The sequence below is a fragment of the Curtobacterium sp. MCJR17_043 genome (assembly GCF_003224315.2).
GTDB lineage: Bacteria > Actinomycetota > Actinomycetes > Actinomycetales > Microbacteriaceae > Curtobacterium.
In genome coordinates this window covers 3199689-3226379 of sequence record NZ_CP126259.1, presented here as the reverse complement: position 1 = coordinate 3226379, position 26691 = coordinate 3199689, and the positions used below count along the sequence as shown (strand labels likewise).

Below are 26691 nucleotides of genomic sequence, written 5' to 3'. Positions count from 1 at the left end.
CGGGGGGGTGTCGGAGCCGGGTGCTCGGCCCCTAGACTCCCCGTGCGCCACAACAGGTGGTCCCGAGGGGGGGAGCCGCCACTCGGCCGGGCACCGTCGCCCGACCGAGCACCGTCGCCCGCTCGGGCACGCCGCCCGCTCGGGCACGTCAGGGGGAGAAGCATGAACCGCGTCCGTCGTCTCGTCGCCACCGTCGCCACCGCCGTCGTCATCGCAGCAGGTGTCGCCGTCGCCGGCCCGACCGCCGCGGCCTCCGCCGCCGTCACCCCGACCGGGGTGGACATCTCGTGGCCGCAGTGTGGCGGGACGGTCCCGACCGGACAGGCGTTCGGCATCGTCGGGGTGAACGGATCGCTCGGCAACACGACGAACCCGTGCCTGGCCGAGCAGCTGGCCTGGGCCGCGGGGTCCGTCGGCGGATCGACCCAGCCGAAGACCCAGCTCTACGTCCTGTTCGCCAACCCCGGCCTGCAGGCGTCGGTCTGGCCGAAGTCGAACACGTACAAGGGCACCGCGCCGGCGAACCGGTTCGGTCGGTGCTCGACCAAGGGCGGTGCGAAGCAGCTCACGCTCGCGTGCTCGTTCATGTACGGGTACGCGCGCGGCTACGACGACGTGACGATCCGCGGCATCGACCGCCCCGCCGCGTACCGCTGGTGGCTCGACGTCGAGACCGGGTTGTCCTACCAGTCGAGCACCGCGCAGAACCGCGCCGCGCTCGAGGGCATGATCGCCGGGCTCAAGGCGGGTGGGGTCCGGACGATCGGCATCTACTCGACGCCGTCGCAGTGGAAGACCATCGCCGGGTCGGTCAGCTCGTCGAGCACGCTGTACGGCCGGTCGAGCTGGATCGCCCTCGGCAAGAGCACGATCACCAAGGCGCGCCAGGCCTGCTCGGGGACCCCGCTGTCCGGCGGCACGATCGCGATGACCCAGATCGAGGCCGCGTACGGCTCCACCACGATCGACCGCGACGTCTCCTGCCGCTGATCGGTCCTTGCGGGGCTCCGGGTCGGCTGTCACGATGAGGCGACGGACGAAGGAGCCCATCATGACCTCGCGACTGAACCCCTACCTCGGCTTCCGGGACGACGCCCGACAGGCGCTCGAGTTCTACCAGTCGGTGTTCGGCGGTGAGCTGCGGATCGGCACCTTCGCCGAGATGGGCGCCGACGGGGACCCGGCCGACGCGGACAAGGTCATGCACGGGCAGCTCGAGACGACGCGGGGGGTACGTGCTCATGGCGTCGGACACCCCGGCGTCGATGGGGCGGTCGGAGACGAACAACATCTCGCTGTCCGTCTCCGGTGACGCTGACGACGCCGAGGACCTGCGCGGGTACTTCGCGGCCCTGTCCGTCGGCGGGAGGGTGCTCGAACCACTCACGCAGGCGCCGTGGGGCGACGAGTTCGGCATGGTCACCGACCGGTTCGGGATCACCTGGCTCGTGAACGTCAGCGCTCCCGCTGCCTGACCCCGCTGCCTGACCCCGCTGCCTGACCCCGCGCTGCTCCCGGCGGTGCGGTCGGCCGATCCCGGGACGACGTCGCATAGCCTGGTCCGGTCATGACTGCTCCGATCACGCGCCGCACCCTCCTGTCCCTCGCCGGCATCACCGGTGTCGGCCTCGTCGCCGCGGCCTGCTCCGCGGACGGGCCGGGGCTCCGGTCCTCGTCGACGCCGGGGTCGTCCGGCGCGGCACCGGCCGGCGGGACGTCGTCGGGCTCGTCGCCGACCGGAGCCGCGAGTGCGCGCCCCTCGGCCACGACGGTCGAGCCGGCGGAGCTGCCCCTCGCCGGCGGCGTCACCGTGACCGTCACCGGGTCGGGGCTCGCCGTCGTCAAGGGCGTCACCGTCGGCGGGGTCGCCGCACGGGACGTGGTCGCCCGAGCGGGCAAGGTCACGTTCACGGCGCCGCACCAGGCCATGTACACCGCGGGGCCGGCCGACGTCGCGCTGTTCACCGAGCCCGTGGAACCGGTCCCGTCGGCGAACCGGATCTCGGACGGCAACGGCAGCCAGGCGAACGACGGCCAGGTGGGTGCCACACAGGACGGTGCCGCCAGCACGCCGACCCCCACGGCCTCGGCCACTCCGGACGCGAGCACCGCGGTCGCCACCACGACCGTCGCCTACGCGGCCCAGACCGCGGTCGACCGCCAGCTCGAGTACGCCATGCGGCACTGGGCCGACTACAACACCGCCGAGTACGGGACGATGAACCCCATCGGCGGGGACTGCGCGAACTACGTCAACCAGACGCTCGAGGCCCGCGGCTGGGAGCAGCGCGCCGACTGGTACAACCGGGCCGGCGGTGCAGAGCACTCCTCGACGTGGACCTACTGCCCGGCCATGGACCCGTGGCTCGACCGGAACGCGGCCACGTTCGGGCTCACCCGCCGGACCTCTGACGAACGCCAGCACGTCGCGGTCGGCGACATCGTCATGTTCGACTGGAACGGCAACGGCTCGCCGGACCACACGACCATCGTGTCCGAGGTGTTCACCGAGGCCGACGGCACGATCCGCATCAAGTCGGCGAGCCACAACCAGGACGGGCCGTACCGTGACCTCGACGAGATGATCACGGTGCAGCACCCGGGCGGCACCGCCTGGTTCCACACGATCGCGGCGTAGGGACCGGACCCTCCGCACGGCACGAAGGGTGCGGCGCGTCGGTACCATCACGGGTGTCCTCGTACCGCGACGAGAGGGGATCCCGTGCCCGGACCTGCACTCCGCGAGACCGACCGCGGTCCGGCCTTCCCCGCCCGCGTCCGGTCCGACGTCGTGGCCGCCGTGGTCAGCGCGGGGCTCGCCGTGCTCCTGCCGGTCCTGTTGCTCGTCGTCGGCTCACTGCTCGGCGGGGCCGGCGGCAACCCGCTCGGCTCGACGGCCGGACTGCTCCGACAGGCCCTGGGCGACGGGCTCGTGCTGGTGGTCCTCGTCGTGGTGGTGTCCGCGCTCGGCGGGTGGCGGTCCGTCCTGACCGAGCCCGCTCGCGCTCGGTCGTGGTGGGGTGTCGGCGTGCTCGTCGTGTTCACCGCGGTGACGCTCGTCGCGTTCACGACACCCCTGCGGGCCGATGCCGGTGGGTACCTCGGCGCGCTCCTCGTCGGCGTGCTCGCCGTGGCCCTCGTCGAGGAGCTCGTCTTCCGCGGGGTCCTCGTCGCGGGGTTCCGCCGGGTCGCGCCCGAGTGGGTGGTGTGGCTCGTCGCCACCGCGACCTTCGCCCTGGCACACGCCTTCAACGCGGACGGCAGCGCGTTCCAGGTCCTCACGACGTTCCTGCTCGGTTCCGCCTGTCACCTCGCCCGTCGGGTCACCGGGTCGCTCCTCGGGGCCGTGTTGCTCCACGTGCTGTACGACGCGTTCCTCGGTTTCCGGAGCCAGACGGTCGACGGGATGCCGTTCCTGCTCAACGCCGGGGCCACCCTGGCGGTGGCCGTGGCAGCCGTCATCGGCTTCGTGGTCGCACTCCGCACCCCGGGACCGCGCCGCGGGTCCGGCACCGGCGCCTGAGGCACGAGGCCCGCGTCCGTGGTCGGGCGCCGGTGCCCGGGTTCAGGGGAACCCGAGGAACCAGAGCAGGACGACCGCGACCGCCTGCAGGCACACGCCGACCACGAGCCACCCGGTCGCCCGTCGCCGGGTCGCGGTGAACGTGTCGGCGGCGAGCAGCGGCGCGACCGGCATGAGCAGGCGGGGCAGGCTCTGCTGCGGCAGGAACACCGCCACCAGGTACGCCACGTAGGCGACCGCGAAGCCGAGGACGTCGGGCCCGAGCGCGCGGACGCCCCGTCGGCAGGACAACCACGCGGCCCCGGCGAGCACGAGCACCACGAGCACGATGCCCGCGGGCCCGAGCCAGGTCCCCGCCATGAGGAACCACGGCGTCAGCGGTGCGAAGTGCTGCCGGCCGACGAACCCGACCCACCACGACAACTCCGTCTCGAGGTACGCGTCCGGACGACCGGTCACCGCGCTCGCGACCACCGGCCACGCGAGCCCCGCCGCCGCGACGACGAGCCCTGCGGCGACGACCGCGCCGCGATCCCGCCACCGGAACGGCTCCCCACCGGGTCGGCCGCCTTCCGCACGCCGGGCGGCGACCTCCCGCACGACGAGGTGCACGGCGAGGGCGACGGCGAGCGCCAGCACCCCCCGGGCGGGCGGCCGCCGCGAGCACACCGAGGACGGCGACCAGCCAGTACCGCCGGCGCACGAGCGCGAGCAGTGCGCCGAAGAGCAGGACCAGGAACATGCTCTCGGCGTACGCGACCTGCAGCAGGAAGCCCGTCGCGCCGAATGCGAAGAACGCGGTCGCCCATCGCGCACGTCGGGCGTCCGCGACCGCGAGGACGAGGCGGAACAGGACCACGCACGCCCCGGCACCGCACAGGGTGGCGACGACGAGCCCCGCCACCCAGAACGACGACCCCGTCAGCGCCATGAGGACCCGGACGACGCCGGGGAACAGCGGCAGGAACGCCCACGGGTTCGGGAGGACGTGCCCGTCGCCGTCGGTGGGCAGGTCGCGCGGGTACCCGTGCTCGGCGATGGTCCGGTAGAAGGACGCGTCCCACGAGCCCGAGAAGGTGGCGAACGACGGGTCACGCCGGTACGAGGCGAAGTGCCACCCGTTCGCCGTCGCGAGCCAGTAGACCGAACCGAGGAGCACCGTGCTGACGATGCGCGAGGCCAGCCACAGGAGGAGGGGAGTCGTCCACCCGCTGTGGCGGGCCTCCAGGACGGCCGTCACCGTCCGCCCCACGCGGGCCCGCCGGGAGGCTCGGGTCGTCGCCGCCGGGTCCGTCACCTGCCCGATCCTGGCAGACGGTCCGCTGTCCGTTCGCCGCACCGGCCAGGTCGCGTCCAGAGGCCGGGCGTTGCATCGCGGTCGTTCCCTGGAAACCACCACCACGGAGGCAGCATGCCGTTCATCACCGTCGGAGCCGAGAACGGGCACGACATCGACCTGCACTACGACGACTTCGGCACGGGCGACCCCGTCGTCCTGATCCACGGCTGGCCGCTGTCGGGCCGCTCGTGGGAGGGCCAGGTCCCGGCCCTCGTCGCCGCCGGGCACCGCGTCATCGCCTACGACCGCCGCGGGTTCGGTCAGTCCTCGCAGCCGTGGAACGGGTACGACTACGACACGTTCGCCGCGGACCTCGACAAGCTCATCACGGAGCTCGGGCTGACGGACGTCACGCTCATCGGGTTCTCGATGGGCGGCGGCGAGCTCGCCCGCTACGTGTCGACCTACGGCACCGGCAAGGTCGCGAAGCTCGTCTTCGCCAGCGCCGTCCCGCCGTACCTGTGGAAGTCCGACGACAACCCCGAGGGCGGCGTCGACCAGGACCTCGCCGACTGGTTCGCGACGGGCATCACGGGCGACCGCCCGGCGTTCCTGCACGAGTTCGTGGACATGTTCTACACCGCCGGCGGCAAGGTCTCGCTGACCCACAAGCCGCTCGTGAGCGAGGACCAGCGCGCCTACGACCTCGCGATCGCCGAGCTCGCCTCGCCGAAGGGCACGCTCGACTGCACGGCGGCGTTCGCGACGACCGACTTCCGCGACGACCTGACGAAGGTCGACGTCCCGACGCTCGTCATCCACGGCGACGCCGACGGCATCGTGCCGTTCGAGGTGTCCGGCAAGCGGACCGCCGAGGCGATCCCGGACGCGCAGCTGCACGTCATCGAGGGCGGCCCGCACGGCGTGCTCGCGTCACACCGCGACGAGTGGAACGAGGCGGTGCTCCGCTTCCTCGCGGGGTAGTCGCGTCCGTCGGCGCCTCGGTGCCGGCAGACGGACGGGAGGCCCGTGACCGACTGGTCACGGGCCTCCCGTCCGTTCCGCCACCCGTCGGTTCCGCCACCCGTTCGGCGGACCGCCGCGGTCAGCGGCCGAGCACGGCCCGGCGGATCCGCTCGATCGGCTCCTTCGGGCTCCGGTCCGCGTTGAGCAGACCGTTCGTCTCCTGCATCGTGTCGGTGAGCTGGGTCCAGCAGCTGCCGGCGAGGAACGAGCTCGCGCGCACCGCGTCGTAGAGGGCGGTGATCCTGGCGATCCAGTCGTCGCCGTCCGCCGCGGTCGTGTACCCCCCAGGCGTCGTCGCGCTGCACGCCCGGCTGGTGGTTCACGCCGCCGAACTCGGTCAGCATCACCGGCTGGCCGCGGTCCACCGCCCCACCGACCAGGATCGGACGGTCCGCCGGACCGATGCCGGCGAGCAGCCGGGCCCGCGCGGTGTCGTCGGCGTACGTGCGGGCGAGCCGCTCCCCGTCGCCCTCGTAGTCGTGCACCGACAGGATGTCCGAGTCGGGGTGCTCCCACCCGTCGTTCGAGATCACCGGCCGGGTCGGGTCGAGCGCCCGCGTGACGTCCGCGAGGGCACGCGCGTACGCCTGCTGCGCGGGGTCCGTGGCGATGTGCTGCACGCCCCAGCTCTCGTTCGCCGGCACCCAGGTGACGACCGAGGGGTGCGAGGCGTCCCGCTCCACCGCGTCCATCCACTCGCGCATCAGGCGTTGCACGGCCGTGGGGGGAGAAGGCGTACGCACCGGGTGCTTCACCCCAGACCATGAGGCCGAGCCGGTCGGCCCAGTACAGGAACCGTGGGTCCTCGATCTTCTGGTGGTTCCGCGCCGCGTTGAAGCCGAGGTCCTTGATGAGCTCGACCTCGCGGCGGAGGGCCTGGCGGGTCGGTGCGGTCAGGTGCGACTCCGGCCAGTAGCCCTGGTTCAGCACGCTGCGCACGTCGATGCTGCGGTCGTTGAGCAGGAACCGGCCACTGCCGACCGCGGTGGTGCGGATGCCGAAGTACGAGCTCACGGCATCGAGCGGTGCGCCGTCGGCGGACACCAGGGACACCACCGCGTCGACGAGGTGCGGTGCGTCCGGGCTCCACTGCAGCTCCTGCTCGGCCTGCCCGTTCGCCTGCCGGGCGATCGGCACGACGAGGTCGACCTCGTGCGCGGTCGGCTGGACGGCGACCTCCACCGTGGCGAGGTGCTCGTCGTGCTCCGCCCAGTGCGCCTCGACCCGGAGCCGCGTCCCGGCCGGGTGCGGGCCCGCCAGCCGGACGGTGAGCCGCATCGTCTCGTGGTCGACGTTCGTCCACCGGACGGAGCGGACGGCCGTGCTCGGGACCGCCTCGAGCCAGACGGTCTGCCAGATCCCCGTGGTCCGGCGGTACCAGATGTCGTGCGGCTGCTCGTGCCAGTCCTGCTTGCCGCGGGGCTGGGTGAGGTCGTGCGGGTCGTCCTCGGCGCGGACGACGAGCGTGTGGTCGTCGGTGCCGGTGCCGGTGCCGGTGCCGATGCCGGTGCCGTCGCCGGTCAGGGCGTCGGTGACGTCGAGGGTGAACGGGATGTGGCCGCCCTCGTGGTCGCCGACGAACCGGCCGTCGACCCAGACGCGTGCGCGGTGGTCCACGGCGCCGAAGTGCAGGAGGAGGCGCGGGGCATCGGTGCCGTGGCCGGCGGCCGCGAGGTCGGCGGCGGTGATCGTCCGCGCGTACCAGACCACGGGGTGGAACCCGGGCTCGTCGATGCCGGACGCCACGGACTCCGGCGGAAACGGGACGATGATGTCCCGGGCGTCGGGGAACCCGTCCCGCCACGAGGGGTCGTCCCCGGTGTTCCGGAACGACCAGGTGCCGTCGAGGTCCGCCCAGTGGGACCGCATCATCTGCGGCCGCGGGTACTCGCCGTCCTGGCGGGTCGCGACGGGGAGTGCGGGTGCGGCGTCGTTGCCGGGGTACGCGTTCATGGCTCCATGCTGGTCGTGCGGTACATCGATGTAAAGGCGGCGCATGCAGACCGGACAGCGCACGGGAGTGGCGGGCGGACGGCACGGAGTGGCCGAACCCCCCGGACCGGTGCAGCCGCGACGGGTACCGTCCCCGACATGACCGACGCCGTGCACGCCGACCCCCCTCGAGACAGCCGTCGCCGGCTGGATGGCCGACCAACGCTGGTACGCGGCGAAGGGCGGGACCCCGCGGGTCCGCGTCCTCGCCGAGGACAGCGACGACACCGCCGAGGCCCGCATCCGCACCCTCTACGTGCTCGACGACGCCCCGACCGGACCGGTCCTGTACCAGGTGCCGCTCACGATCCGGCAGACGCCCGTCCCCGAGCTCGCGCACGCCCTCGTGGCCGAGGTCGACGGCGCACACGTCTACGACGGCCCGCACGACGTCGCCTACGCACGCTGGTTGCTCGGACGCATCGAGGCCGACGGCGACCACATCGGCCCCGTCACCGACGCCCGTGTCCTCAGCGGCGAGCAGTCGAACACCTCGGTGATCTGCGGGACCGAGGAGAGCGGCCAGGTCATCACGAAGGTCTTCCGTGTGCTGCACGACGGCGCCAACCCCGACGTGACCACGCAGCGGGCGCTCTCGGCGGCCGGGTCCGAGCGTGTGCCCCGGACCTTCGGCGCGCTCGCCGGGGAGTGGCCGGACGACGGGCAGCCGGGCGGCACCGCACACGGCCACCTGGCCTTCGCGCAGGAGTTCCTGCCCGGCCTCGAGGACGCCTGGCGCGTGGCCCTGACCGCGGCCCGTGGCGGCGAGTCCTTCGCGAGCGCCGCGGACCGCCTCGGTGCGGCCCTCGCCGAGGTGCACACCGTCCTCGCCGACGCCATGCCGACCGCGACCGCCGGCCCGGAGCAGGTGGACGAGGCCGTCGCGACCATGCGCCGCCGACTCGAGACCGCCGCGGCCGAGGTGCCGCAGGTCGCCGACCACGCCGCCGCCGTCGCCCGCGTGTACGACCGTGCGGCGTCCGTGCCGTGGCCGACCATGCAGCGCATCCACGGTGACCTGCACCTCGGGCAGGTCCTGTCGGCCCCGGAGCCCCGCGGCTGGGTGTTCCTCGACTTCGAGGGCGAGCCGCTCCGCCCGATGCCCGAACGCTCGCGTCCGGACGTCGCGCTCCGGGACGTCGCCGGCATGCTGCGCTCGTTCGACTACGTCGCGGGTGCGCTCGCACACGACGACGATCCCGTGGACACCGGGGACTGGGCGCAGGAGGCGCGGAACGCCTTCCTCGACGGCTACGCGCGGGGCAGCGGTGCCGACCTGCGCGCGCACCGGGCACTGCTGGACGCGTTCGAGCTCGACAAGGCCGTGTACGAGGTCGTGTACGAGGCGCGCAACCGTCCGACGTGGGTCGGGATCCCGGTCGCGGCCGTGGACCGACTGGTCGCCCGCTCGGCGGGCTGACCGCACACCGGACGGGAGGCCCGTGGCGACACCGCCACGGGCCTCCCGTCCGTCCACGTCCGGTCCGTCCGCGTCCGGTCCGTGCCCGGGTCCGACCGGGGAGGTCCGGGGCTAGTTGACGGGACCGGTGTACTTCTCGCCCGGCCCCTTGCCCGGCGCGTCCGGGATGGCCGAGGCCTCGCGGAACGCGAGCTGCACGGAGCGCAGCCCGTCGCGCAGCGGACGGGCGTGCTGGTCGCCGATCTCGGTGGCCGCAGCGGTGACCAGGCCGGCGAGCGAGGTGATGAGCTTGCGGGCCTCGTCCAGGTCGGTCTGTCGCTCGGGGTCGTCCGCCAGGCCGACCTTGACGGCGGCGGCACTGAGCAGGTGGACGGCCACGGTGTTGACGAGCTCGATCGCGGGGACCTCGGAGATGTCCCTGGCGGCATCGCCCGCGCCGTCGAGCCCGTCCTCGTCGGATCCGGGGGCCTGGTTGCTCGGGGTGTCGGTCACGGTGCTCCTCTGCTAGACTCGCCGACGGCAGACGCTGTCCGCGCCCGGATCCTTCCGGGAGTCAGGACGGTGTCACGAAAGAGGAGTTCCTCCCACCCGTGGCTGCACCAAGGCTACCGGGTCACCACCGCTCCGCCGGTGCTCACGACGTGGGCCCCGGTCGGCCGGACCGCAAGGGTCGGCGTCGGGCGGCTGCCGAACGGGTCTGCGATCCGTGCGTCAGATCTCCTCTCTCGTGCCGTCGTCCCGGGCACACGCCCCGGACGGCCACCACCTGATTGAAGGAGCTCCGCATCACCGATCCCCGTACCAACGACCGAATCCGCGTCCCCGAGGTCCGACTCGTCGGTCCCCAGGGCGAGCAGGTCGGCGTTGTCCCCATCGCCGTCGCACTGCGCCTCGCGCAGGAAGCCGAGCTGGATCTGGTCGAGGTCGCGCCGAACTCGAAGCCGCCCGTCGCCAAGATCATGGACTACGGCAAGTTCAAGTACGAAGCCGCTCAGAAGGCCAAGGAAGCCCGCCGCAACCAGGTCAACACCGACCTGAAAGAGGTCCGCTTCCGCCTGAAGATCGACGTGCACGACTACGAGACGAAGCGCAAGCGTGCCGAGGGGGTTCCTCCTCGGTGGCGACAAGGTGAAGGCGATGATCCTCTTCCGCGGTCGCGAGCAGTCGCGTCCCGAGCAGGGTGTCCGACTCCTCCAGAAGTTCGCGGAGGAGATCGCCGAGTTCGGCGTCGTCGAGTCGCGTCCGACCCAGGACGGCCGCAACATGACGATGATCATCGCGCCGCTGAAGAACAAGTCGGACGTCAAGGGCGAGCTCAACGCCAAGCGTGCCGCCGAGAAGGCGGAGCGCAAGGCCTCCGAGCACTCCGCGAAGACCAAGCCGGCGGACGAGACCACGTCCGGGACCGCCGCAGCAGCTCCGGCCGACTCCTCGGCCGAATAGGTCCTCCCAGACCGATCCCGCGCTCGCGCGGCCCCCATCCACCCCACGGAAAGGCACACGATGCCCAAGCAGAAGACCCACTCCGGGTCGAAGAAGCGCTTCAAGGTCACCGGCAGCGGCAAGATCATGAAGCAGCAGGCCGGTATGCGCCACAACCTCGAGGTCAAGTCCGCCAAGCGCAAGGCCCGCCTCAACGAGGACCAGGTCCTCGCCAAGGCCGACGTCAAGGCCGTCAAGAAGCTCCTCGGCCACTGAGCCGTCCCGGAACGTAAAGGAACAGATCAATGGCAAGAGTGAAGAGAGCGGTCAACGCCGCCAAGAAGCGCCGCGTCATCCTCGAGCGCGCCGAGGGCTACCGCGGCCAGCGTTCGCGCCTGTACCGCAAGGCGAAGGAGCAGGTCACCCACTCCCTCGTCTACGCGTACCGGGACCGTCACGCGAAGAAGGGCGAGTTCCGTCGCCTGTGGATCCAGCGCATCAACGCCGCGTCGCGTGCGAACGGCCTGACCTACAACCGCCTCATCCAGGGTCTCAACCTGGCCGGCGTCGAGGTCGACCGTCGCATCCTCGCGGACCTCGCGGTGAACAACGCCGAGACGTTCGCGGCGCTCGTCGAGACCGCCAAGAAGGCCCTGCCGGCCGACACCTCGGCGCCGAAGGCAGCCTGAGCCACGTCACCGTGCACCGGGACCCCCCACTCCGTCGGAGTGGGGGGTCCCGTCGTTCCCGGGGTCGGGTCGTTCCTAGACTGAGCACGTGAGCGATCTCCTCGAGAACCCCCCGTGCCGGCCGTGTCAAGGCCGTGGCCGCCCTGGCCAAGAAGGACGTCCGCGCCGAGACCGGGCTGTTCCTGCTCGAAGGGCCGCAGGCGGTGCGCGAGGCGATCGAGTACCGCCCCGAGCTCCTCCGCGAGCTGTACGTCACCCCGACCGCTGCGGCGCGCCACGGGCTGGACGACGCTCCCGTGGACACGTGGTTCGTCACCGAGCAGGTGCTCGACGCGATGGCGGACACCGTCACGCCGCAGGGCGTCGTCGCCGTGTGCCAGCAGTTCCCGACGTCCGTGAAGGACGTCTTCCCCGACGCCCGGGCGGAGGCCCGGGTCGACGCCGACGCCGACGCCTCGGAGGCCCTGCCCGGACTGGTCGCGATCCTCGAGGAGGTCCGTGACCCGGGGAACGCCGGCACGATCATCCGGGCCGCCGACTCCGCCGGGGCGGACGCCGTGGTGCTGACCGGACGCAGTGTCGACCCGTACAACCCGAAGGTCGTGCGCTCGACCACGGGGTCGCTGTTCCACGTCCCGGTCTCCGTCGGGGTGACCCTGGCCGACGCGGTCGAGCGTGCCCGCGGGCTCGGCTACACGATCCTGGCCGCCGACGTCTCCGGCGACGACCTGCCGGACGTGCGCGCCGACGGCATGCTCGACGGACCGACCGTGTGGGTGTTCGGCAACGAGGCCCGCGGACTGACGGCGGAGGACCTGGCACTCGTCGACCGCGCGGTCAAGGTGCCGATCTACGGGCGGGCCGAGTCGATGAACCTCGCGACCGCGGCGTCGGTGTGCCTCTACGAGAGCGCGTTCGCACAGCGGACCCGTCCCTCCACAGCCACGGACTGACGGCGACCGTCCGCCTGGTGCAGGACGGCGGTATCCCGACGGCCGGTAGGCTTGGGTCTCGTGTCAGAACCTCTCGAGATCAGCGAATCGGCGGTCGCCGACGCCGTGGACGCGGCCCTCGCCGCCGTCCGCGCCACGACCACCGTCGCGGAGCTGAAGCAGGCCCGTGCCGAGCACACCGGTGAGCAGTCGACGCTCGCCCGGATGAACGCGTCGATGCGCAGTGTCCCGCCGGAGCAGAAGGCCGCGGCGGGCAAGCTCGTCGGACAGGCCCGCGGGCAGGTGGCCCAGGTGGTCGCCGCGCAGGAGTCCGTGCTGGCCGAGGCCGAGGAACGTGCGCGGCTCGAGTCGGAGCGCGTCGACGTGACCGCGCTGCCGTCCCGCCGGACGCCGGGCTCGCGCCACCCGCTCTCGCTCCTCAACGAGACCGTGGCCGACGTCTTCGTCGGCATGGGGTGGGAGGTCGCGGAGGGGCCGGAGCTCGAGCACGAGTGGTTCAACTTCGACGCCCTGAACTTCGACCAGGACCACCCGGCCCGGGCGATGGCCGACACCGTCTTCGTCGAGCCGGTCGACCGGCACCTGCTCATGCGGACGCACACCTCACCGGTGCAGATCCGCTCCCTGCTCACGCGTGCGCTCCCGCTCTACGTGATCGCGCCGGGCCGTGTGTACCGCGCCGACGAGCTCGACGCCACGCACCTGCCGGTCTTCACCCAGGTCGAGGGCATCGCGATCGACAAGGGCCTCACGATGGCGCACCTGCGCGGCACGCTCGAGCACTTCGCGCGTCAGGTGTTCGGGGCCGAAGCGCAGATCCGGCTCCGCCCCAACTACTTCCCGTTCACCGAGCCGAGCGCCGAGATGGACGTCTGGCAGCCGAACGCCAAGGGCGGCGCGCGGTGGGTCGAGTGGGGTGGCTGCGGCATGGTCAACCCCAACGTCCTGCGCGCCGCGGGCATCGACCCGGACGAGTACCAGGGCTTCGCCTTCGGTATGGGCATCGAGCGGACGCTCCAGTTCCGCAACGGCCTGAACGACATGCGTGACTTCCTCGAGGGCGACATCCGCTTCTCGCAGCAGTTCGGAACGGTGGTCTGATGCGCGTCCCACTCCGCTGGCTCGGCGAGTCCGTCGACCTGCCCGACGACGTCTCGCTCGAGCACGTCCACGCCGCCCTGGTGTCGGTCGGGTTCGAGGAGGAGTCCGTGCACACCTTCGACCTGACCGGGCCCGTCGTGGTCGGTCGGGTGCTCGAGCGCGTGCCCGAGCCGCAGAAGAACGGCAAGACCATCAACTGGTGCCAGGTGGACGTCGGCGAGTCCGAGCCCCGCGGCATCGTGTGCGGTGCCCACAACTTCGACGTCGGCGACCTCGTCGTCGTGACCCTGCCCGGCGCCGTGCTCCCCGGTCCGTTCCCGATCGCGGCCCGGAAGACGTACGGCCACGTGTCGGACGGCATGATCGCCTCCGCACGTGAGCTCGGTCTCGGCGACGAGCACGACGGCATCCTCCGCTTCGCCGACCTCGGCATGGAGCCCGAGGTCGGGGCGGACGCGATCGCGCTGCTCGGCCTCGACGACGCCGCGGTCGAGATCAACGTGACGCCCGACCGCGGCTACGCCATGAGCATGCGCGGCGTCGCCCGCGAGTACGCGCACGCCACCGGTGCGACCTTCTCCGACCCGGTCGACCGAGTCCTGCCGCGCACCGGCGACGGCTTCACGGTGACCGTGGACGACGCCGCCCCGATCCGTGGTCGTGTCGGCGCGCACACCTTCGTCACCCGGGTCGTCCGCGGCATCGACGCGACCCGGCCGACCCCGGCGTGGATGGTCGCCCGCCTGACCCTGGCCGGCGTGCGTTCGATCTCGCTGCCCGTCGACATCACGAACTACGTCATGTTCGAACTCGGGCAGCCGCTGCACGGGTACGACCTCGCGACGCTGCAGGGCGGCCTGACCGTCCGTCGGGCCACCCCCGGGGAGCGCCTGACCACCCTCGACGACGTCGAACGCACGCTCGACACAGAGGACCTCGTCATCGCGGACGACGCCGGCGCCGTCGGTCTCGCGGGCGTCATGGGCGGTGCCCGGACCGAGATCACCGCGGCGACCACCGACGTCCTCATCGAGGCCGCCGGCTTCGACCAGGTGTCGATCGCCCGCTCGGCCCGGCGACACAAGCTGCCCAGCGAGGCCTCGCGCCGGTTCGAGCGCGGCGTCGACCCGCTCGTCGCCGAGGCCGCGGCGAACCGGGCCGTCGAGCTCCTCGTCGACCTCGCCGGCGGCACGCCGGACCCGCTCGGGTCGACCCTGGTCGACGACCGCCCCCGTCCGACCGTCGCGATGCGCGCCGGTCGGGCCGCCGAGCTCATCGGTGTCGCCTACACCGACGCCGAGGTCCTCGACACGCTCCGGGCGATCGGCGCCACGGTGGAGGTCGACGGCGACGTGCTCGCCGTCACGCCGCCGACCTGGCGCCCCGACCTGGTGGACGACGTCTCCCTGGTCGAGGAGATCGCCCGCATCGTCGGGTACGACCGCATCCCGAGCGTGCTGCCCGTCGCGCCTCCCGGTCGTGGTCTCACGTTGCACCAGCAGGCCCGCCGTCGGGTGTCGGCAGCCCTCGCGGCCGCCGGGCTCACCGAGGTCGTGACCGCTCCGTTCGTCTCCGCCGCGACCGCTGCCGCGTACCCGGGCATCGACGCCGCCGGCGGACCGAGCGTCGTGCTCGCGAACGCGCTCGACAGCGCGCAGGACCACCTCCGCCGCAGCGGCGTGCCGGCCCTCGTCGACGTGGCGCGTCGCAACGTGTCGCGCGGACTCGTCGACCTCGCCGTGTACGAGACGTCCCGTGTCTTCCTGCCCGAGCAGGGTGTCGCGCTCGGGACCGCGGAGGTACCGGTCGGCGCGCAGCGTCCGACACCCGAGACCCTCGCCGCGCTCGACGCCGCCCTGCCCGCGCAGCCGTTCCACCTGAGCGCGCTCCTGCTCGGCAACGCGGTCGTGAAGCAGCCGGGTGTCGTCGCGGAACCGTTCGGCATCGCCGACGCCCTCGACGTCGCGCGGACCGTCGCCTGGGCGGTCGGGGTCGAGCTCACCGTGGCGCAGACGACCCACCCCTCGCTGCACCCCGGTCGTGCGGCGTCGCTCCTGGTCGGCGACACCGTCGTCGGCGTCGCCGGCGAGCTGCTCCCGGAGCTGGCGGCGGACGCCGACCTGCCCCGGGTGGTCGCGGTCGTCGAACTCGACCTCGACGCCCTCGTGGCCGCGGCGCCGGACGTCGTCGAGGTCGCGGCGATCGTCTCCTACCCGGCGGCGACGCAGGACCTCTCCCTCGTGGTCGACGTCGCGACCCCGGCCGGCGACGTCCTCGCCGAGGTGCGCGCTGGTGCCGGGGAGCTGTTGGAGTATGCTCGGCTCGTGGACGACTACCGCGGCGCCGGCCTGGACGAGGGACAGAAGTCCCTGACGTTCGCGCTGCGCTTCCGCGCCACGGACCGCACGCTGACCGCTGCCGAGGCCTCCGAGGCCCGTGACGGCGCTGTCCGACGTGCCGGCGAGCGATTCGGGGCGACCCTGCGCGACTGATCCACGACGGATCACCGCCCGGGGTCGCCGCCTCCGACTCCCTCGACGAACAGTCCGACCAAAGGTGGAACCCATGTCCGTATCCGTCGCCGTGGCTGGTGCCAGCGGCTACGCGGGTGGCGAGTTGCTGCGCATCCTCTCCGCTCATCCCGAGTTCGACGTGCGGACGGTGACGGCGTTCTCGAACGCCGGACAGCCGCTCATCGCGACGCAGCCGCACCTGCGGTCGCTCGCGCACCTGACCCTCGTGGAGACGACCCCGGAGAACCTCCGTGGGCACGACGTGGTGTTCCTCGCCCTGCCGCACGGCCAGTCCGGCGCGATCACGGCGGAGCTCGACGCGGACACGCTCGTCGTGGACTGCGGCGCCGACCACCGGCTGACGGACGAGGCCGCGTGGGCCGCGTTCTACGGCGGCGAGTACCACGGCGCCTGGACCTACGGGCTGCCCGAGCTCCTGCACGCGCCGCCCGCCCCCGGTGCCGCGGACGAGTGGCGGGACGTCGACGACATCGTGCCGCAGGGCCGGCAGCGCACCGAACTCGCGGCCACCAAGCGGATCGCCGTCCCCGGGTGCAACGTCACCGCGGTCACGCTCGGCATCCAGCCCGGGTTGCAGGCCGGCCTCGTCGAGTCGGACGACATCGTCGCGGTCCTCAGCGTCGGACCGAGCGGTGCCGGCAAGAAGCTCGAGTCCACCTACCTGGCGGCGGAGATCATGGGGTCCGCCAGCGCGTACGCCGTGGGCGGGAAGCACCGCCACGTCCCGGAGATCCAGCAGAACCTCCGCGTGGCCGGTGCGTCGGACGTCCGGGTCTCGTTCACGCCCGTCCTCGTGCCGATGGCCCGCGGCATCCTCGCGACCACGACCGCTCGGCTCGCCCCCGGGGTGACCGCGCACGACGTCCGGCTCGCCTGGGAGCAGGCCTACGCCGACGAGCCCTTCGTGCACCTGCTGCCCGAGGGCGTCTTCCCCCCGGGTGGCCGACACCATCGGGGCGAACACCGCCCTCGTGGGCATCGCGGTCGACGAGGCCGCCGGCCGGGTGGTCGCCGTCTCCGCACTCGACAACCTCGCCAAGGGGACCGGCGGTGCCGCCGTGCAGTCCGCGAACATCGCGCTCGGGCTCCCCGAGACCCTGGGCCTCAGCGTGGACGGAGTCGCCCCGTGACCGACCGCAACGACAGCGCCGACGCGACCACGGGCCTCCCGGCGACCGACGGTGCCCTGCAGGGCGTCACCGCCGCCGCCGGCTTCCGTGCCGCCGGCGTCACCGCCGGCCTGAAGACGAGTGGCAAGCCGGACGTGGCGCTCGTCGTCAACGACGGCCCCTCGGACGCCGTGGCGGCCGTCTTCACCACGAACCGTGCGCAGGCGCACCCGGTCATCTGGTCCCGCCAGGTGGTCGGCGACGGCGTCGCCCGTGCCGTTGTCCTCAACTCGGGAGGCGCGAACTGCTTCACGGGTCCCTTCGGCTTCCAGACGACCCACCTCACCGCGGAGGCGGTGGGCGACGCGCTGGGCATCGGAGCGGGTGACGTCGTCGTGTGTTCCACCGGGCTCATCGGCAGAGGTGACCAGACCTTCCGCGACGGCGTGCTCCGCGGCGTGACGCTCGCCGCCGACGCCCTCGACGGTGCCGGCGGACCCGACGCCGCGGCCGCCATCATGACCACCGACACGAAGCCGAAGCAGTCCGTCGTCTCGGTCGACGGCTGGACGGTCGGCGGGATGGCGAAGGGCGCGGGCATGCTCGCACCCGGCCTCGCGACGATGCTCGTGGTGATCACCACCGACGCGGCACTGCCCGCGGACGAGCTCGACCGGGCCCTGCGCGCGGCGACCCGCGTCACCTTCGACCGCGTCGACTCCGACGGGTGCATGTCCACGAACGACACCGTCGTGCTCATGGCCTCCGGTGCTTCGGGCACGACCCCCGACGCCGAGACCTTCCAGCAGGCCCTGACCGGCGTCTGCGCCGACCTCGCCCGCCAGCTCCAGCAGGACGCCGAGGGCGCAGCGCACGACATCACGATCGAGGTCGTCGGCGCGGTCAGCGAGGACGAGGCCGTGACGGTCGGCCGGAGCGTCGCCCGCAACAACCTGTTCAAGGCGGCGGTCTTCGGCAACGACCCCAACTGGGGGGCGGGTGCTCGCCGCGATCGGGACGACCGACGCCGAGTTCGACCCGTACGCGGTCGACGTCTCGATGAACGGGGTGCGGGTGTGCCACGCCGGTGCCCCCGACCAGCCGAGCGACGACGTCGACCTCAGCCCGCGGGACACGCACGTGCTCATCGACCTCGGGGTCGGCACCGCCGCGGCGACCATCCTGACGAACGACCTGACGCACGACTACGTCCACGAGAACAGCGCGTACTCCAGCTGATGAGCGACGCGGACCTCTCGAAGGAAGAAGAGCACGAGCTCGCGACCGTCAAGGCCGCGACCCTCATCGAGTCCCTGCCGTGGTTGAAGCGGTTCTCGGGCAAGATCGTCGTCGTCAAGTTCGGCGGCAACGCGATGGTGAACGACGACCTCAAGCGGGCGTTCGCCGAGGACATGGTCTACCTCCGGTACGCCGGCCTGCACCCGGTCGTCGTGCACGGCGGCGGTCCGCAGATCTCCGCGGCGCTGGAGGAGCAGGGCATCCAGTCCGAGTTCCGCGGCGGCTACCGCGTCACGACGACCGAGGCGATCACGGTCGTCCGCGACGTCCTGGCCGGCGAGGTGAACCGCGAGATCGTCGACCTCATCGACGAGCACGGCGACGGCCTCGGCGTCGGGGTGTTCGGCGACGGCGGGTCGCTGTTCACCGGCGAGAAGAAGGGCGTCGTCGTCGACGGCGAGCACTTCGACCTCGGCCACGTCGGCGACATCACCCACGTCGACCCGTCCGGGGTCCTCGCCGCGATCCGCGCCGACCGCATCCCGGTGGTCTCGAGCATCGCGATCGACGACGCCCACCCGGACCAGGCGCTCAACGTGAACGCCGACGCCGCAGCGGCCGCGCTCGCGATCGCGCTGAACGCGTCGAAGCTGATGATGCTGACGGACGTGCCCGGGCTGTACCGCAACTGGCCGGACCGCGACTCGATCATCGACCTCATCGCGGTCGAGGAACTCCGCCAGCTGCTGCCGTCGCTCGAGTCCGGGATGATCCCGAAGATGACCGCGTGCCTCGACGCCGTGGTCGGCGGCGTCGGTGGCGCGACCATCATCGACGGCCGCATCCCGCACTCGATCCTGCTCGAGGTCTTCACCCTCCGCGGCGCCGGCACCGAGGTCATCCCGGACCCGAGCCGCCGGACCGAGAACCAGAACACCCACGCCGAGATCGGCCGACGCGCGGCGGTCCACGCCCCGGGCAGCGGCCACGACGACGTCCCGGGCGGCCAGCACGTCGCCCGACGCGACGACGACTCCACGACTCCGCACGACGACGAGAAGGGCACAGCACGGTGAGCACCGAGACGCAGACCGAGACCTGGAACGACCGGTTCGGGGCGTCGCTCATGCGATCCCTGACCCCGCCGAAGATCATGCTCGAGCGCGGCGAGGGCTGCCGGGTGTGGGACGTCGACGGCAACGAGTACCTCGACTTCCTCGCCGGCATCGCGGTGAACTCGCTCGGCCACGCCCACCCGGCGCTCGTCGAGGCGATCAGCGACCAGGCAGCGAAGCTCGTGCACGTGTCGAACTACTTCGCGACGCCGCCGCAGCTCGAGCTCGCCGAACGCCTCAAGCGGATCTCCGGCGCGGGCTACGCGGGCCGCGTGTACTTCGGCAACTCCGGCGCGGAGGCCAACGAGGCGGCGTTCAAGCTGGCTCGGCTGAACCGCGGCGCGGACGGGCGCAAGACGAAGATCCTCGCGCTGCAGCAGGCGTTCCACGGCCGCACCATGGGCGCGCTCGCGCTCACCGGCAAGCCCGCCCTCCAGCAGGACTTCCTGCCGATGATCCCGGGCGTCGAGCACATCGAGACGTCGATCGAGGCCCTCGAGCGCTCGATCGACGACACCGTCGCGGCGCTCATCCTCGAGCCGATCAAGGGCGAGGCCGGCGTCGTCGACCTGCCCGAGGGCTTCCTGCAGGCCGCGCGGGCCCTGACCGAGCGGCACGGCGCACTGCTCGTCCTCGACGAGATCCAGACCGGCATCGGCCGCACCGGCGCCTGGTTCGCCTTCCAGAACACGGGCGTGGTCCCGGACGCGATCACGGTGGCCAAGGGCATCGCCGGTGGCTTCCCGATCGGGGCGCTCGTGACCTTCGGGTGGGCGTCCGACCTGTTCTCGGCGGGCCAGCACGGCTCGACCTTCGGCGGCAACCCGCTCGGCACCCGCGTCGCGAACGCGGTGCTCGCCGAGATCGAGCGCGCGGACCTGGTGGCCGGTGCGGTCGTCAAGGGTGAGCGCATCCGCACCGGGATCACCGCACTCGGCTCCGACCTGGTGGAGGAGGTCCGGGGGGAGCGGCCTGCTCATCGGTGTCGGCCTCCGTCGCCCGGTCGCCGCCGCGGTCTCGGCAGCCGCGCTCGAGCGCGGCCTCATCATCAACGCACCGAACGAGTCGAGCCTGCGCATCGCGCCGCCGCTCATCGTGTCCGACGCCGAGATCGACGCGTTCCTCGCGATCCTCGCCCAGAGCATGGCGGCCGTCGAGGGCGCCGACCAGGAGACCTCCGCATGACCCGCCACTTCCTCCGGGACGACGACCTCACGCAGGCCGAGCAGTCCGCGATCCTCGACCTCGCCGTCGAGATGAAGCGCGACCGGTGGGGCGCCAAGCCCCTCGCCGGTCCGCAGAGCGTCGCCGTGATCTTCGACAAGTCGTCCACCCGCACCCGGGTGTCCTTCCACGTCGGCATCAGCGACCTCGGCGGCAGCCCGCTCATCATCTCGACCGCGAACAGCCAGCTCGGCGGCAAGGAGACCCCGACCGACACCGCCCGCGTGCTCGAGCGCATGGTGTCGGCGATCGTCTGGCGCACCTACGGCCAGGCCGGGCTCGAGGAGATGGCGGCGAGCACCACGGTGCCGGTCGTCAACGCGCTGTCCGACGACTTCCACCCGTGCCAGCTCCTCGCCGACCTGCTCACCATCCGCGAGCACCGCGGCGCGTTGGCCGGGCAGACCATCGCGTTCGTCGGCGACGGCGCGAGCAACATGGCGCAGTCGTACCTGCTCGCCTGCGCGACGGCCGGGATGCACGTGCGTGTCGCGTCGCCGGTCGAGTTCTCGCCCGCACCGCAGGTCGTGACGGACGCGGAGCACCGCGCCGCCGAGACCGGCGGGTCCGTGCTCGTCGTGACCGACCCGGTCGCCGCGGTGGCCGGTGCCGACGTCGTCGTGACCGACACCTGGGTCTCGATGGGCAAGGAGGACGAGAAGCAGCAGCGGCTCGCCACCTTCGCCGGGTACCGCGTCGACGACGACCTGCTCGCGCACGCCGCGGACGACGCCGTGTTCATGCACTGCCTGCCCGCCGACCGCGGCTACGAGGTCACCGCCGAGGTCATCGACGGGCCGCGCAGCATCATCTGGGACGAGGCGGAGAACCGCCTGCACGCCCAGAAGGCCCTGCTCGCCTGGCTCCTCGCCGCCAACGCCCCGACCGCCGCAGACGGGGCGACCGCCGCAGACGGGGCGACCGCCGCAGACGGGGCGACCGCCGCAGACGTGGCGACCCCCCGGCAACTGACAACCACCACCACACAGGAGAGAACCCATGGCAGACCGCGTCGTACTCGCGTACTCAGGAGGGCTCGACACCTCCGTCGGGATCGGTTGGCTCAAGGACGCCACCGGCAAGGAGGTCGTGGCGCTGGCCGTCGACGTCGGCCAGGGCGGCGAGGACATGGACGCCATCCGTCAGCGCGCGCTCGACTGCGGCGCGGTGGAGTCGGTCGTCATCGACGCCAAGGACGAGTTCGCGGACGACTACCTCGTCCCGGCCCTCAAGGCCAACGCGCTCTACCAGAAGCGCTACCCGCTCGTCTCGGCGCTGAGCCGGCCGCTCATCGCGAAGCACCTCGCCACCACGGCGAAGCAGCTCGGCGCGGACAGCGTCGCGCACGGCTGCACCGGCAAGGGCAACGACCAGGTGCGCTTCGAGGCCGCCGTGGCCGCGATCGCCCCCGACCTGACGAGCGTCGCCCCGGTCCGTGACCTCGCGCTGACCCGTGACAAGGCGATCGTCTACGCGCAGGAGCACGACCTGCCGATCCTGCAGAGCAAGAAGTCGCCGTACTCGATCGACCAGAACGTCTGGGGTCGCGCGGTGGAGACCGGGTTCCTCGAGGACCCGTGGAACGCCCCGATCGAGGACCTGTACGCGTACACGCAGGACCCCGCCGTCGACCGTGAGGCCGACGAGGTCACGATCACGTTCGAGCAGGGTGTGCCGGTCGCGATCGACGGTCAGCGCTTCAGCGTCCTGCGCGTCGTGCAGGAACTCAACGCCCTCGCCGGCAAGCACGGCGTCGGCCGCATCGACGTCGTCGAGGACCGCCTGGTCGGCATCAAGTCGCGCGAGGTCTACGAGGCCCCGGCCGCGATGGCGCTCATCGCCGCGCACGAGGAGCTCGAGAGCCTGACCCTCGAGCGCGACGTCAACCGTTACAAGCGCGGTGTCGAGTCGGAGTGGGCCGACCTGGTCTACGACGGCCTGTGGTTCGGTGGGTTGAAGCGCAGCCTCGACGCCTTCATCGACTCGACGCAGGAGTACGTGTCCGGCGACATCCGCATGCAGCTCCACGGCGGTCGTGCCACGGTGACCGGTCGTCGCTCCGAGCAGAGCCTCTACGACTTCGACCTCGCCACGTACGACACCGGTGACACGTTCGACCAGTCGCTCTCCAAGGGCTTCATCGAACTGTGGTCGCTGCCGAGCAAGATCTCCGCCCGCCGCGACCTGGCGAACTGACCGACCGAGGGCGGCGGGACCGGTCGGTCCCGCCGTCCTCGCCGGACGGGAGGCGCGGCACGCGCCCGTCCCGTCGCCGTCGGCCCGGCAGGCGCGCCGCCCGGACCGCGCGGACCCCGGACCGCACCGACCCCCCGACCCCCCCCCACCAACCCGACCCGAGACGACGCAGGACCCTCATGACGGACGCCCCCCCCCGAGCCTCCCGGCCGGACGACAGCAGCAGCAAGACCGACGCGACGAACACGGGCGCCCTGTGGGGTGGCCGGTTCGCGGACGGTCCGAGCGCGGAACTCGCCGCCCTGTCGAAGTCGACGCACTTCGACTGGCAGCTGGCGCCCTACGACATCGCCGGCTCCCGCGCGCACGCCCGGGCGCTGCAGGTGGCGGGGTACCTGACGGCCGACGAACTCGAGCGGATGCTCGCCGGCCTCGACCGGCTCGAGGACGCGCACGCCGACGGCTCCCTGCAGCCGGACGAGTCCGACGAGGACGTGCACGGCGCACTCGAGCGCCTGCTCATCGCCGACGTCGGCCCGGAGCTGGGCGGGAAGCTCCGCGCCGGCCGCAGCCGCAACGACCAGATCGCGACCCTCGGCCGGATGCACATGCTCGACCACGGCCGTCGGATCGGCCGGATGGTCATCGACCTCGTCGACGCGATCAGCCAGCAGGCGTCCGAACACGAGGGCGCCATCATGCCCGGCCGGACGCACCTGCAGCACGCGCAGCCGGTCCTGCTCGCGCACCACCTGCTCGCGCACGCCTGGCCCCTCGTGCGGGACCTCGAGCGGCTCCGCGACTGGGCGGGCCGCGCGAGTGTCAGCCCCTACGGCGCCGGTGCGCTGGCGGGCAGCTCGCTCGGACTCGACCCGGCCGCCATCGCGCAGGAGCTGGGCTTCGACCGGCCCGCCGACAACTCGATCGACGCGACCGCCGCTCGGGACGTCGTCGCCGAGTTCGCCTTCGTCCTCGCCCAGATCGGCATCGACGTCTCCCGCCTGGCGGAGGAGGTCGTCCTCTGGAACACGAAGGAGTTCGGCTTCGTTCGGCTCCACGACGGCTTCTCGACCGGGTCGAGCATCATGCCGCAGAAGAAGAACCCGGACATCGCCGAGCTCGCACGCGGCAAGTCCGGTCGGCTGATCGGCAACCTGACCGGCCTCCTCGCCACCCTCAAGGGCCTGCCGCTCGCGTACAACCGCGACCTGCAGGAGGACAAGGAGCCCGTCTTCGACTCGGTCGCGACGCTCGAGGTCCTGCTCCCCGCCTTCACCGGCATGATCGCGACCCTGTCCTTCGACACCGCCCGGATGGCGGAGCTCGCACCGCAGGGGTTCTCCCTGGCGACCGACGTCGCGGAGTGGCTGGTCCGACAGGGTGTCCCGTTCCGTGACGCGCACGAGGTCTCGGGCGCGCTCGTCCGGTACTGCGAGGAGCGCGGCATCGACCTCGACGACCCGACGGACGCGGAGTACGCCGCGGTCTCGGAGCACCTGACCCCGGAGGTCCGCACGGTCCTCACGATCGAGGGCAGCGTCGCGTCCCGTCGGGGCGTCGGCGGCACGGCACCCGAGCGGGTCGCCGAGCAACTCGCCGCCCTGACCCGGTCCGTCCGGGAGATCGCGGCCGGGACGCCCTTCACCCGGTGAACCGTGTCCCCTGAGCAGACGCCGACGCCGACGCCGACGCCGACGCCGACGCCGTCGGATGCGCTGCTCGCGCTGCTGCGCGAGCCCGCGCCGGTGTGCGCACCAGCGCTCCTCGGCGCGACGATCACGGGCAAGGGCGTGACCCTGCGGATCACCGAGGTCGAGGCCTACTCGGGCGCGGTCGACCCGGGTTCGCACGGACACCGCGGCATGACAGCGCGCAACCGGCACCTCTTCGGTCCGCCCGGGACGCTGTACGCCTACCGGTCGTACGGCATCCACACGTGCGTGAACGTCGTGAGCGGCCCCGCCGGCCAGTCGTCCGGGTCCCTGCTCCGCGGGGCTGCGGTGGTGGCGGGCACCGACGTCGCCCGCGAGCGTCGCGGACCCACCGTGGCCGACGTGGCGCTCGCGCGCGGACCGGGGAACCTCGGCGTCGCGCTCGGCGCGGTCCTCGGTGCGGACGACGGCACCTCGGTCCTCGACGGTTCCGGTCCGTACACGCTGCGGTTGGCTCCCGCCCTGGAAGCCCGGCTCGCCTCCGCCCCGGTGGCGCAGGTCGTCGACGACCTCCTGTCCGGCGGCCTGGTCGCGAGCGGTCCGCGGACCGGCGTGGGCGGGGTGGCCGGGGGGAGCGGCGTTCCCGTGGCGGTTCTGGCTGCCGGGGGGACCCGACCGTGTCGGCGTACCGCCGGCACAAGGGCGCGATCGGCTGAGGGGGTCGCCGAGCACGCCGGTACGATGACGGGGTGTCCAGTGATACCGATCCCGACGTCCTGACGCGCCAGCAGAACGACCCCACCTTCGCCTCGGTGTGGGACGAACTGCGCTGGCGTGGTCTGGTGCACGTCTCCACCGACGAGACCGCACTGCAAGAGGCCCTCGACGCCGGACCGGTGACCTACTACTGCGGGTTCGACCCGACCGCCCCGTCGCTGCACTGCGGGAACCTGCTCCAGCTGCTGACCATGCGTCGACTGCAGCTGGCCGGGCACAAGCCGCTCGCGCTCGTCGGCGGGTCGACCGGTCTCATCGGGGACCCGCGTCCCACGGCCGAGCGCACGCTCAACACCCGCGAGACCGTCGAGGAGTGGGTGGGACGGCTGCAGGGCCAGGTGTCCCGGTTCCTCAGCGCCGACGGTGACAACGGCGTCCGGCTGGTGGACAACCTGGACTGGACCGCGCCGCTGTCCGCGATCGACTTCCTGCGTGACATCGGCAAGTACTTCCGCGTCAACTCGATGCTCAAGAAGGACGCCGTCGCCGCCCGGCTGAACTCGGACGCCGGCATCAGCTACACCGAGTTCAGCTACCAGATCCTGCAGGGCCTGGACTTCCGCGAGCTCTACCGCCAGTACGGGTGCACGCTGCAGACCGGAGGCTCTGACCAGTGGGGCAACCTCACCTCGGGCACGGAACTCATCCGTCGGACCGAGGGCGTGTCCGCGCACGCGCTGGGGACGCCGCTCATCACGAACTCGGACGGCACGAAGTTCGGCAAGAGCGAGGGCAACGCGATCTGGCTCGACGGCACGATGACCTCGCCGTACGCCTTCTACCAGTTCTGGCTCAACACGGCGGACGCCGACGTGGTCGCGCGCCTGCGCGAGTTCACGTTCCTGTCCCGCGCCGAGGTGGAGCGCCTCGAGCAGGCCGTCGCCGACGAGCCGTTCCGCCGGGAGGCCCAGCGCACCCTCGCATTCGAGGTCACCGCCCTGGTCCACGGGGAGGCCGCGACACAGGCTGCGATCGACGCGTCGGCGGCGCTGTTCGGGAACGGCGACCTGACCGCGCTCGACGCCGACACCCTGCGCGCCGCGATCGCCGAGCTGCCCGGGACGGTGTCGCTGGGCGGGGATGCCGATGTGGCGCGAGCCCTCGTGGAGACCGGACTCGTCAAGTCCCTCGGTGAAGCACGGCGTGCGGTCGACCAGGGTGGCGTCTACGTCAACAACGAGCGTGCCGAGGACGCTGCCGCGACGCTGGCGTCCCTGGCCATGCCGGGTGGCGTGCTCATCCTCCGTCGCGGGAAGAAGACGCTGGCCGGCGTCACGCTCGGCTGACGCAGCCGGTCCCGACCACTCCCGGCGCCCGGTCCCGAAAGGGGCCGGGCGTTCGGCGTCCCGCCGAGCGGCACCGGTGTTGCATGGTGCGACACGCCCGGGATGTGGGGTGGGTTGGTGGTGGGTGTGGGGGGCTGCGTAAAGTAATCCCTCG

17 protein-coding genes and 8 pseudogenes are annotated in these 26691 nt (G+C 72.3%); 21 read left to right on the top strand and 4 right to left on the bottom strand.

The annotated features are described in order from the left end of the window. Nucleotides 1-162 precede the first annotated feature (162 nt). The 4 genes and pseudogenes from DEJ15_RS16720 to DEJ15_RS16705 all read left to right on the top strand — a co-directional run bounded on the left by DEJ15_RS16720 (nt 163) and on the right by DEJ15_RS16705 (nt 3523). Complete coding sequence (locus DEJ15_RS16720; protein WP_110824054.1) at nt 163-990, top strand: glycoside hydrolase family 25 domain-containing protein; 828 nt, start codon at nt 163-165, stop codon at nt 988-990. Nucleotides 991-1051: 61 nt separating this feature from the next. Beyond that, nucleotides 1052-1475: pseudogene (locus DEJ15_RS16715) on the top strand (VOC family protein). 92 nt (nt 1476-1567) lie between these two features. Next, nucleotides 1568-2638 carry an amidase domain-containing protein gene (locus DEJ15_RS16710; protein WP_110824052.1) on the top strand — a complete coding sequence of 357 codons (1071 nt, stop codon included), beginning with the start codon at nt 1568-1570 and terminating at the stop codon, nt 2636-2638. Nucleotides 2639-2722: 84 nt separating this feature from the next. Then, nucleotides 2723-3523: a CPBP family intramembrane glutamic endopeptidase gene (locus tag DEJ15_RS16705; RefSeq protein WP_110824051.1), complete on the top strand. Its 801-nt coding sequence runs from the start codon at nt 2723-2725 to the stop codon at nt 3521-3523. 42 nt (nt 3524-3565) lie between these two features. Here DEJ15_RS16705 and DEJ15_RS16700 read toward each other — a convergent pair whose 3' ends face one another. Continuing rightward, on the bottom strand, nt 3566-4162 hold the full coding sequence (locus DEJ15_RS16700) for a hypothetical protein (protein ID WP_284175307.1): 597 nt from the start codon (nt 4160-4162) through the stop codon (nt 3566-3568). A gap of 772 nt (nt 4163-4934) precedes the next feature. Here DEJ15_RS16700 and DEJ15_RS16695 point away from each other — a divergent pair. Then, nucleotides 4935-5786, top strand: a complete 852-nt coding sequence (locus DEJ15_RS16695) for an alpha/beta fold hydrolase (protein ID WP_110824050.1) — start codon at nt 4935-4937, stop codon at nt 5784-5786. 593 nt (nt 5787-6379) lie between these two features. Here DEJ15_RS16695 and DEJ15_RS19120 read toward each other — a convergent pair. Together DEJ15_RS19120 and DEJ15_RS19805 are read right to left on the bottom strand one after the other, a co-directional pair. Next, nucleotides 6380-6520 (bottom strand): annotated as a pseudogene (locus tag DEJ15_RS19120) (hypothetical protein); the annotation flags it as partial. 358 nt (nt 6521-6878) lie between these two features. Continuing rightward, nucleotides 6879-7106: pseudogene (locus DEJ15_RS19805) on the bottom strand (glycoside hydrolase family 2); the annotation flags it as partial. A gap of 865 nt (nt 7107-7971) precedes the next feature. Between DEJ15_RS19805 and DEJ15_RS16685 the strand changes: the two are divergent. Continuing rightward, a complete protein-coding gene (locus DEJ15_RS16685) occupies nt 7972-9240 on the top strand; it encodes a maltokinase N-terminal cap-like domain-containing protein (protein ID WP_284175306.1) in 1269 nt (422 codons plus the stop codon). A 111-nt stretch (nt 9241-9351) separates the two neighbouring features. Here DEJ15_RS16685 and DEJ15_RS16680 read toward each other — a convergent pair whose 3' ends face one another. Beyond that, nucleotides 9352-9732, bottom strand: a complete 381-nt coding sequence (locus DEJ15_RS16680; RefSeq protein WP_110824047.1) for a DUF1844 domain-containing protein — start codon at nt 9730-9732, stop codon at nt 9352-9354. A gap of 278 nt (nt 9733-10010) precedes the next feature. On the opposite strand from DEJ15_RS16680, the pseudogene infC reads away from it, so the two are divergent. From infC to tyrS, 15 genes and pseudogenes are all read left to right on the top strand, one after another. Beyond that, nucleotides 10011-10683, top strand: a pseudogene (infC, locus tag DEJ15_RS16675) (translation initiation factor IF-3). A 60-nt stretch (nt 10684-10743) separates the two neighbouring features. Beyond that, nucleotides 10744-10938 (top strand): 50S ribosomal protein L35, encoded by a 195-nt coding sequence (gene rpmI, locus DEJ15_RS16670; RefSeq protein WP_110824045.1) that lies wholly within the window; start codon nt 10744-10746, stop codon nt 10936-10938. A gap of 29 nt (nt 10939-10967) precedes the next feature. Then, nucleotides 10968-11351, top strand: a complete 384-nt coding sequence (gene rplT, locus DEJ15_RS16665; RefSeq protein ID WP_110824044.1) for a 50S ribosomal protein L20 — start codon at nt 10968-10970, stop codon at nt 11349-11351. A 134-nt stretch (nt 11352-11485) separates the two neighbouring features. Continuing rightward, nucleotides 11486-12304 (top strand): TrmH family RNA methyltransferase, encoded by an 819-nt coding sequence (locus tag DEJ15_RS16660; protein WP_284175305.1) that lies wholly within the window; start codon nt 11486-11488, stop codon nt 12302-12304. A 60-nt stretch (nt 12305-12364) separates the two neighbouring features. Then, a complete protein-coding gene (gene pheS, locus DEJ15_RS16655; protein ID WP_110824424.1) occupies nt 12365-13405 on the top strand; it encodes a phenylalanine--tRNA ligase subunit alpha in 1041 nt (346 codons plus the stop codon). Then, on the top strand, nt 13405-15897 hold the full coding sequence (pheT, locus tag DEJ15_RS16650; RefSeq protein WP_110824042.1) for a phenylalanine--tRNA ligase subunit beta: 2493 nt from the start codon (nt 13405-13407) through the stop codon (nt 15895-15897). Before pheS ends, pheT begins: the two co-directional genes overlap by 1 nt. Nucleotides 15898-15970: 73 nt before the next feature. Then, nucleotides 15971-17069, top strand: a pseudogene (locus DEJ15_RS16645) (N-acetyl-gamma-glutamyl-phosphate reductase). A gap of 56 nt (nt 17070-17125) precedes the next feature. After that, nucleotides 17126-18287, top strand: a pseudogene (argJ, locus tag DEJ15_RS16640) (bifunctional glutamate N-acetyltransferase/amino-acid acetyltransferase ArgJ). Then, nucleotides 18287-19363 carry an acetylglutamate kinase gene (argB, locus tag DEJ15_RS16635; RefSeq protein ID WP_258366018.1) on the top strand — a complete coding sequence of 359 codons (1077 nt, stop codon included), beginning with the start codon at nt 18287-18289 and terminating at the stop codon, nt 19361-19363. Before argJ ends, argB begins: the two are co-directional and overlap by 1 nt. 50 nt (nt 19364-19413) lie before the next feature. Next, nucleotides 19414-20587: pseudogene (locus tag DEJ15_RS16630) on the top strand (acetylornithine transaminase). Next, nucleotides 20584-21495: pseudogene (argF, locus tag DEJ15_RS16625) on the top strand (ornithine carbamoyltransferase); the annotation flags it as partial. The pseudogenes DEJ15_RS16630 and argF, both read left to right, overlap by 4 nt. Nucleotides 21496-21625: 130 nt before the next feature. Continuing rightward, nucleotides 21626-22822: an argininosuccinate synthase gene (locus tag DEJ15_RS16620; RefSeq protein WP_110824039.1), complete on the top strand. Its 1197-nt coding sequence runs from the start codon at nt 21626-21628 to the stop codon at nt 22820-22822. Between the two features lie 179 nt (nt 22823-23001). Then, nucleotides 23002-24474 carry an argininosuccinate lyase gene (gene argH / locus DEJ15_RS16615; protein WP_284175304.1) on the top strand — a complete coding sequence of 491 codons (1473 nt, stop codon included), beginning with the start codon at nt 23002-23004 and terminating at the stop codon, nt 24472-24474. A gap of 3 nt (nt 24475-24477) precedes the next feature. Next, nucleotides 24478-25254 (top strand): DNA-3-methyladenine glycosylase, encoded by a 777-nt coding sequence (locus DEJ15_RS16610; RefSeq protein WP_284175303.1) that lies wholly within the window; start codon nt 24478-24480, stop codon nt 25252-25254. Further along, nucleotides 25224-26537, top strand: a complete 1314-nt coding sequence (gene tyrS / locus DEJ15_RS16605) for a tyrosine--tRNA ligase (protein ID WP_110824037.1) — start codon at nt 25224-25226, stop codon at nt 26535-26537. Before DEJ15_RS16610 ends, tyrS begins: the two co-directional genes overlap by 31 nt. Nucleotides 26538-26691: the final 154 nt, after the last annotated feature.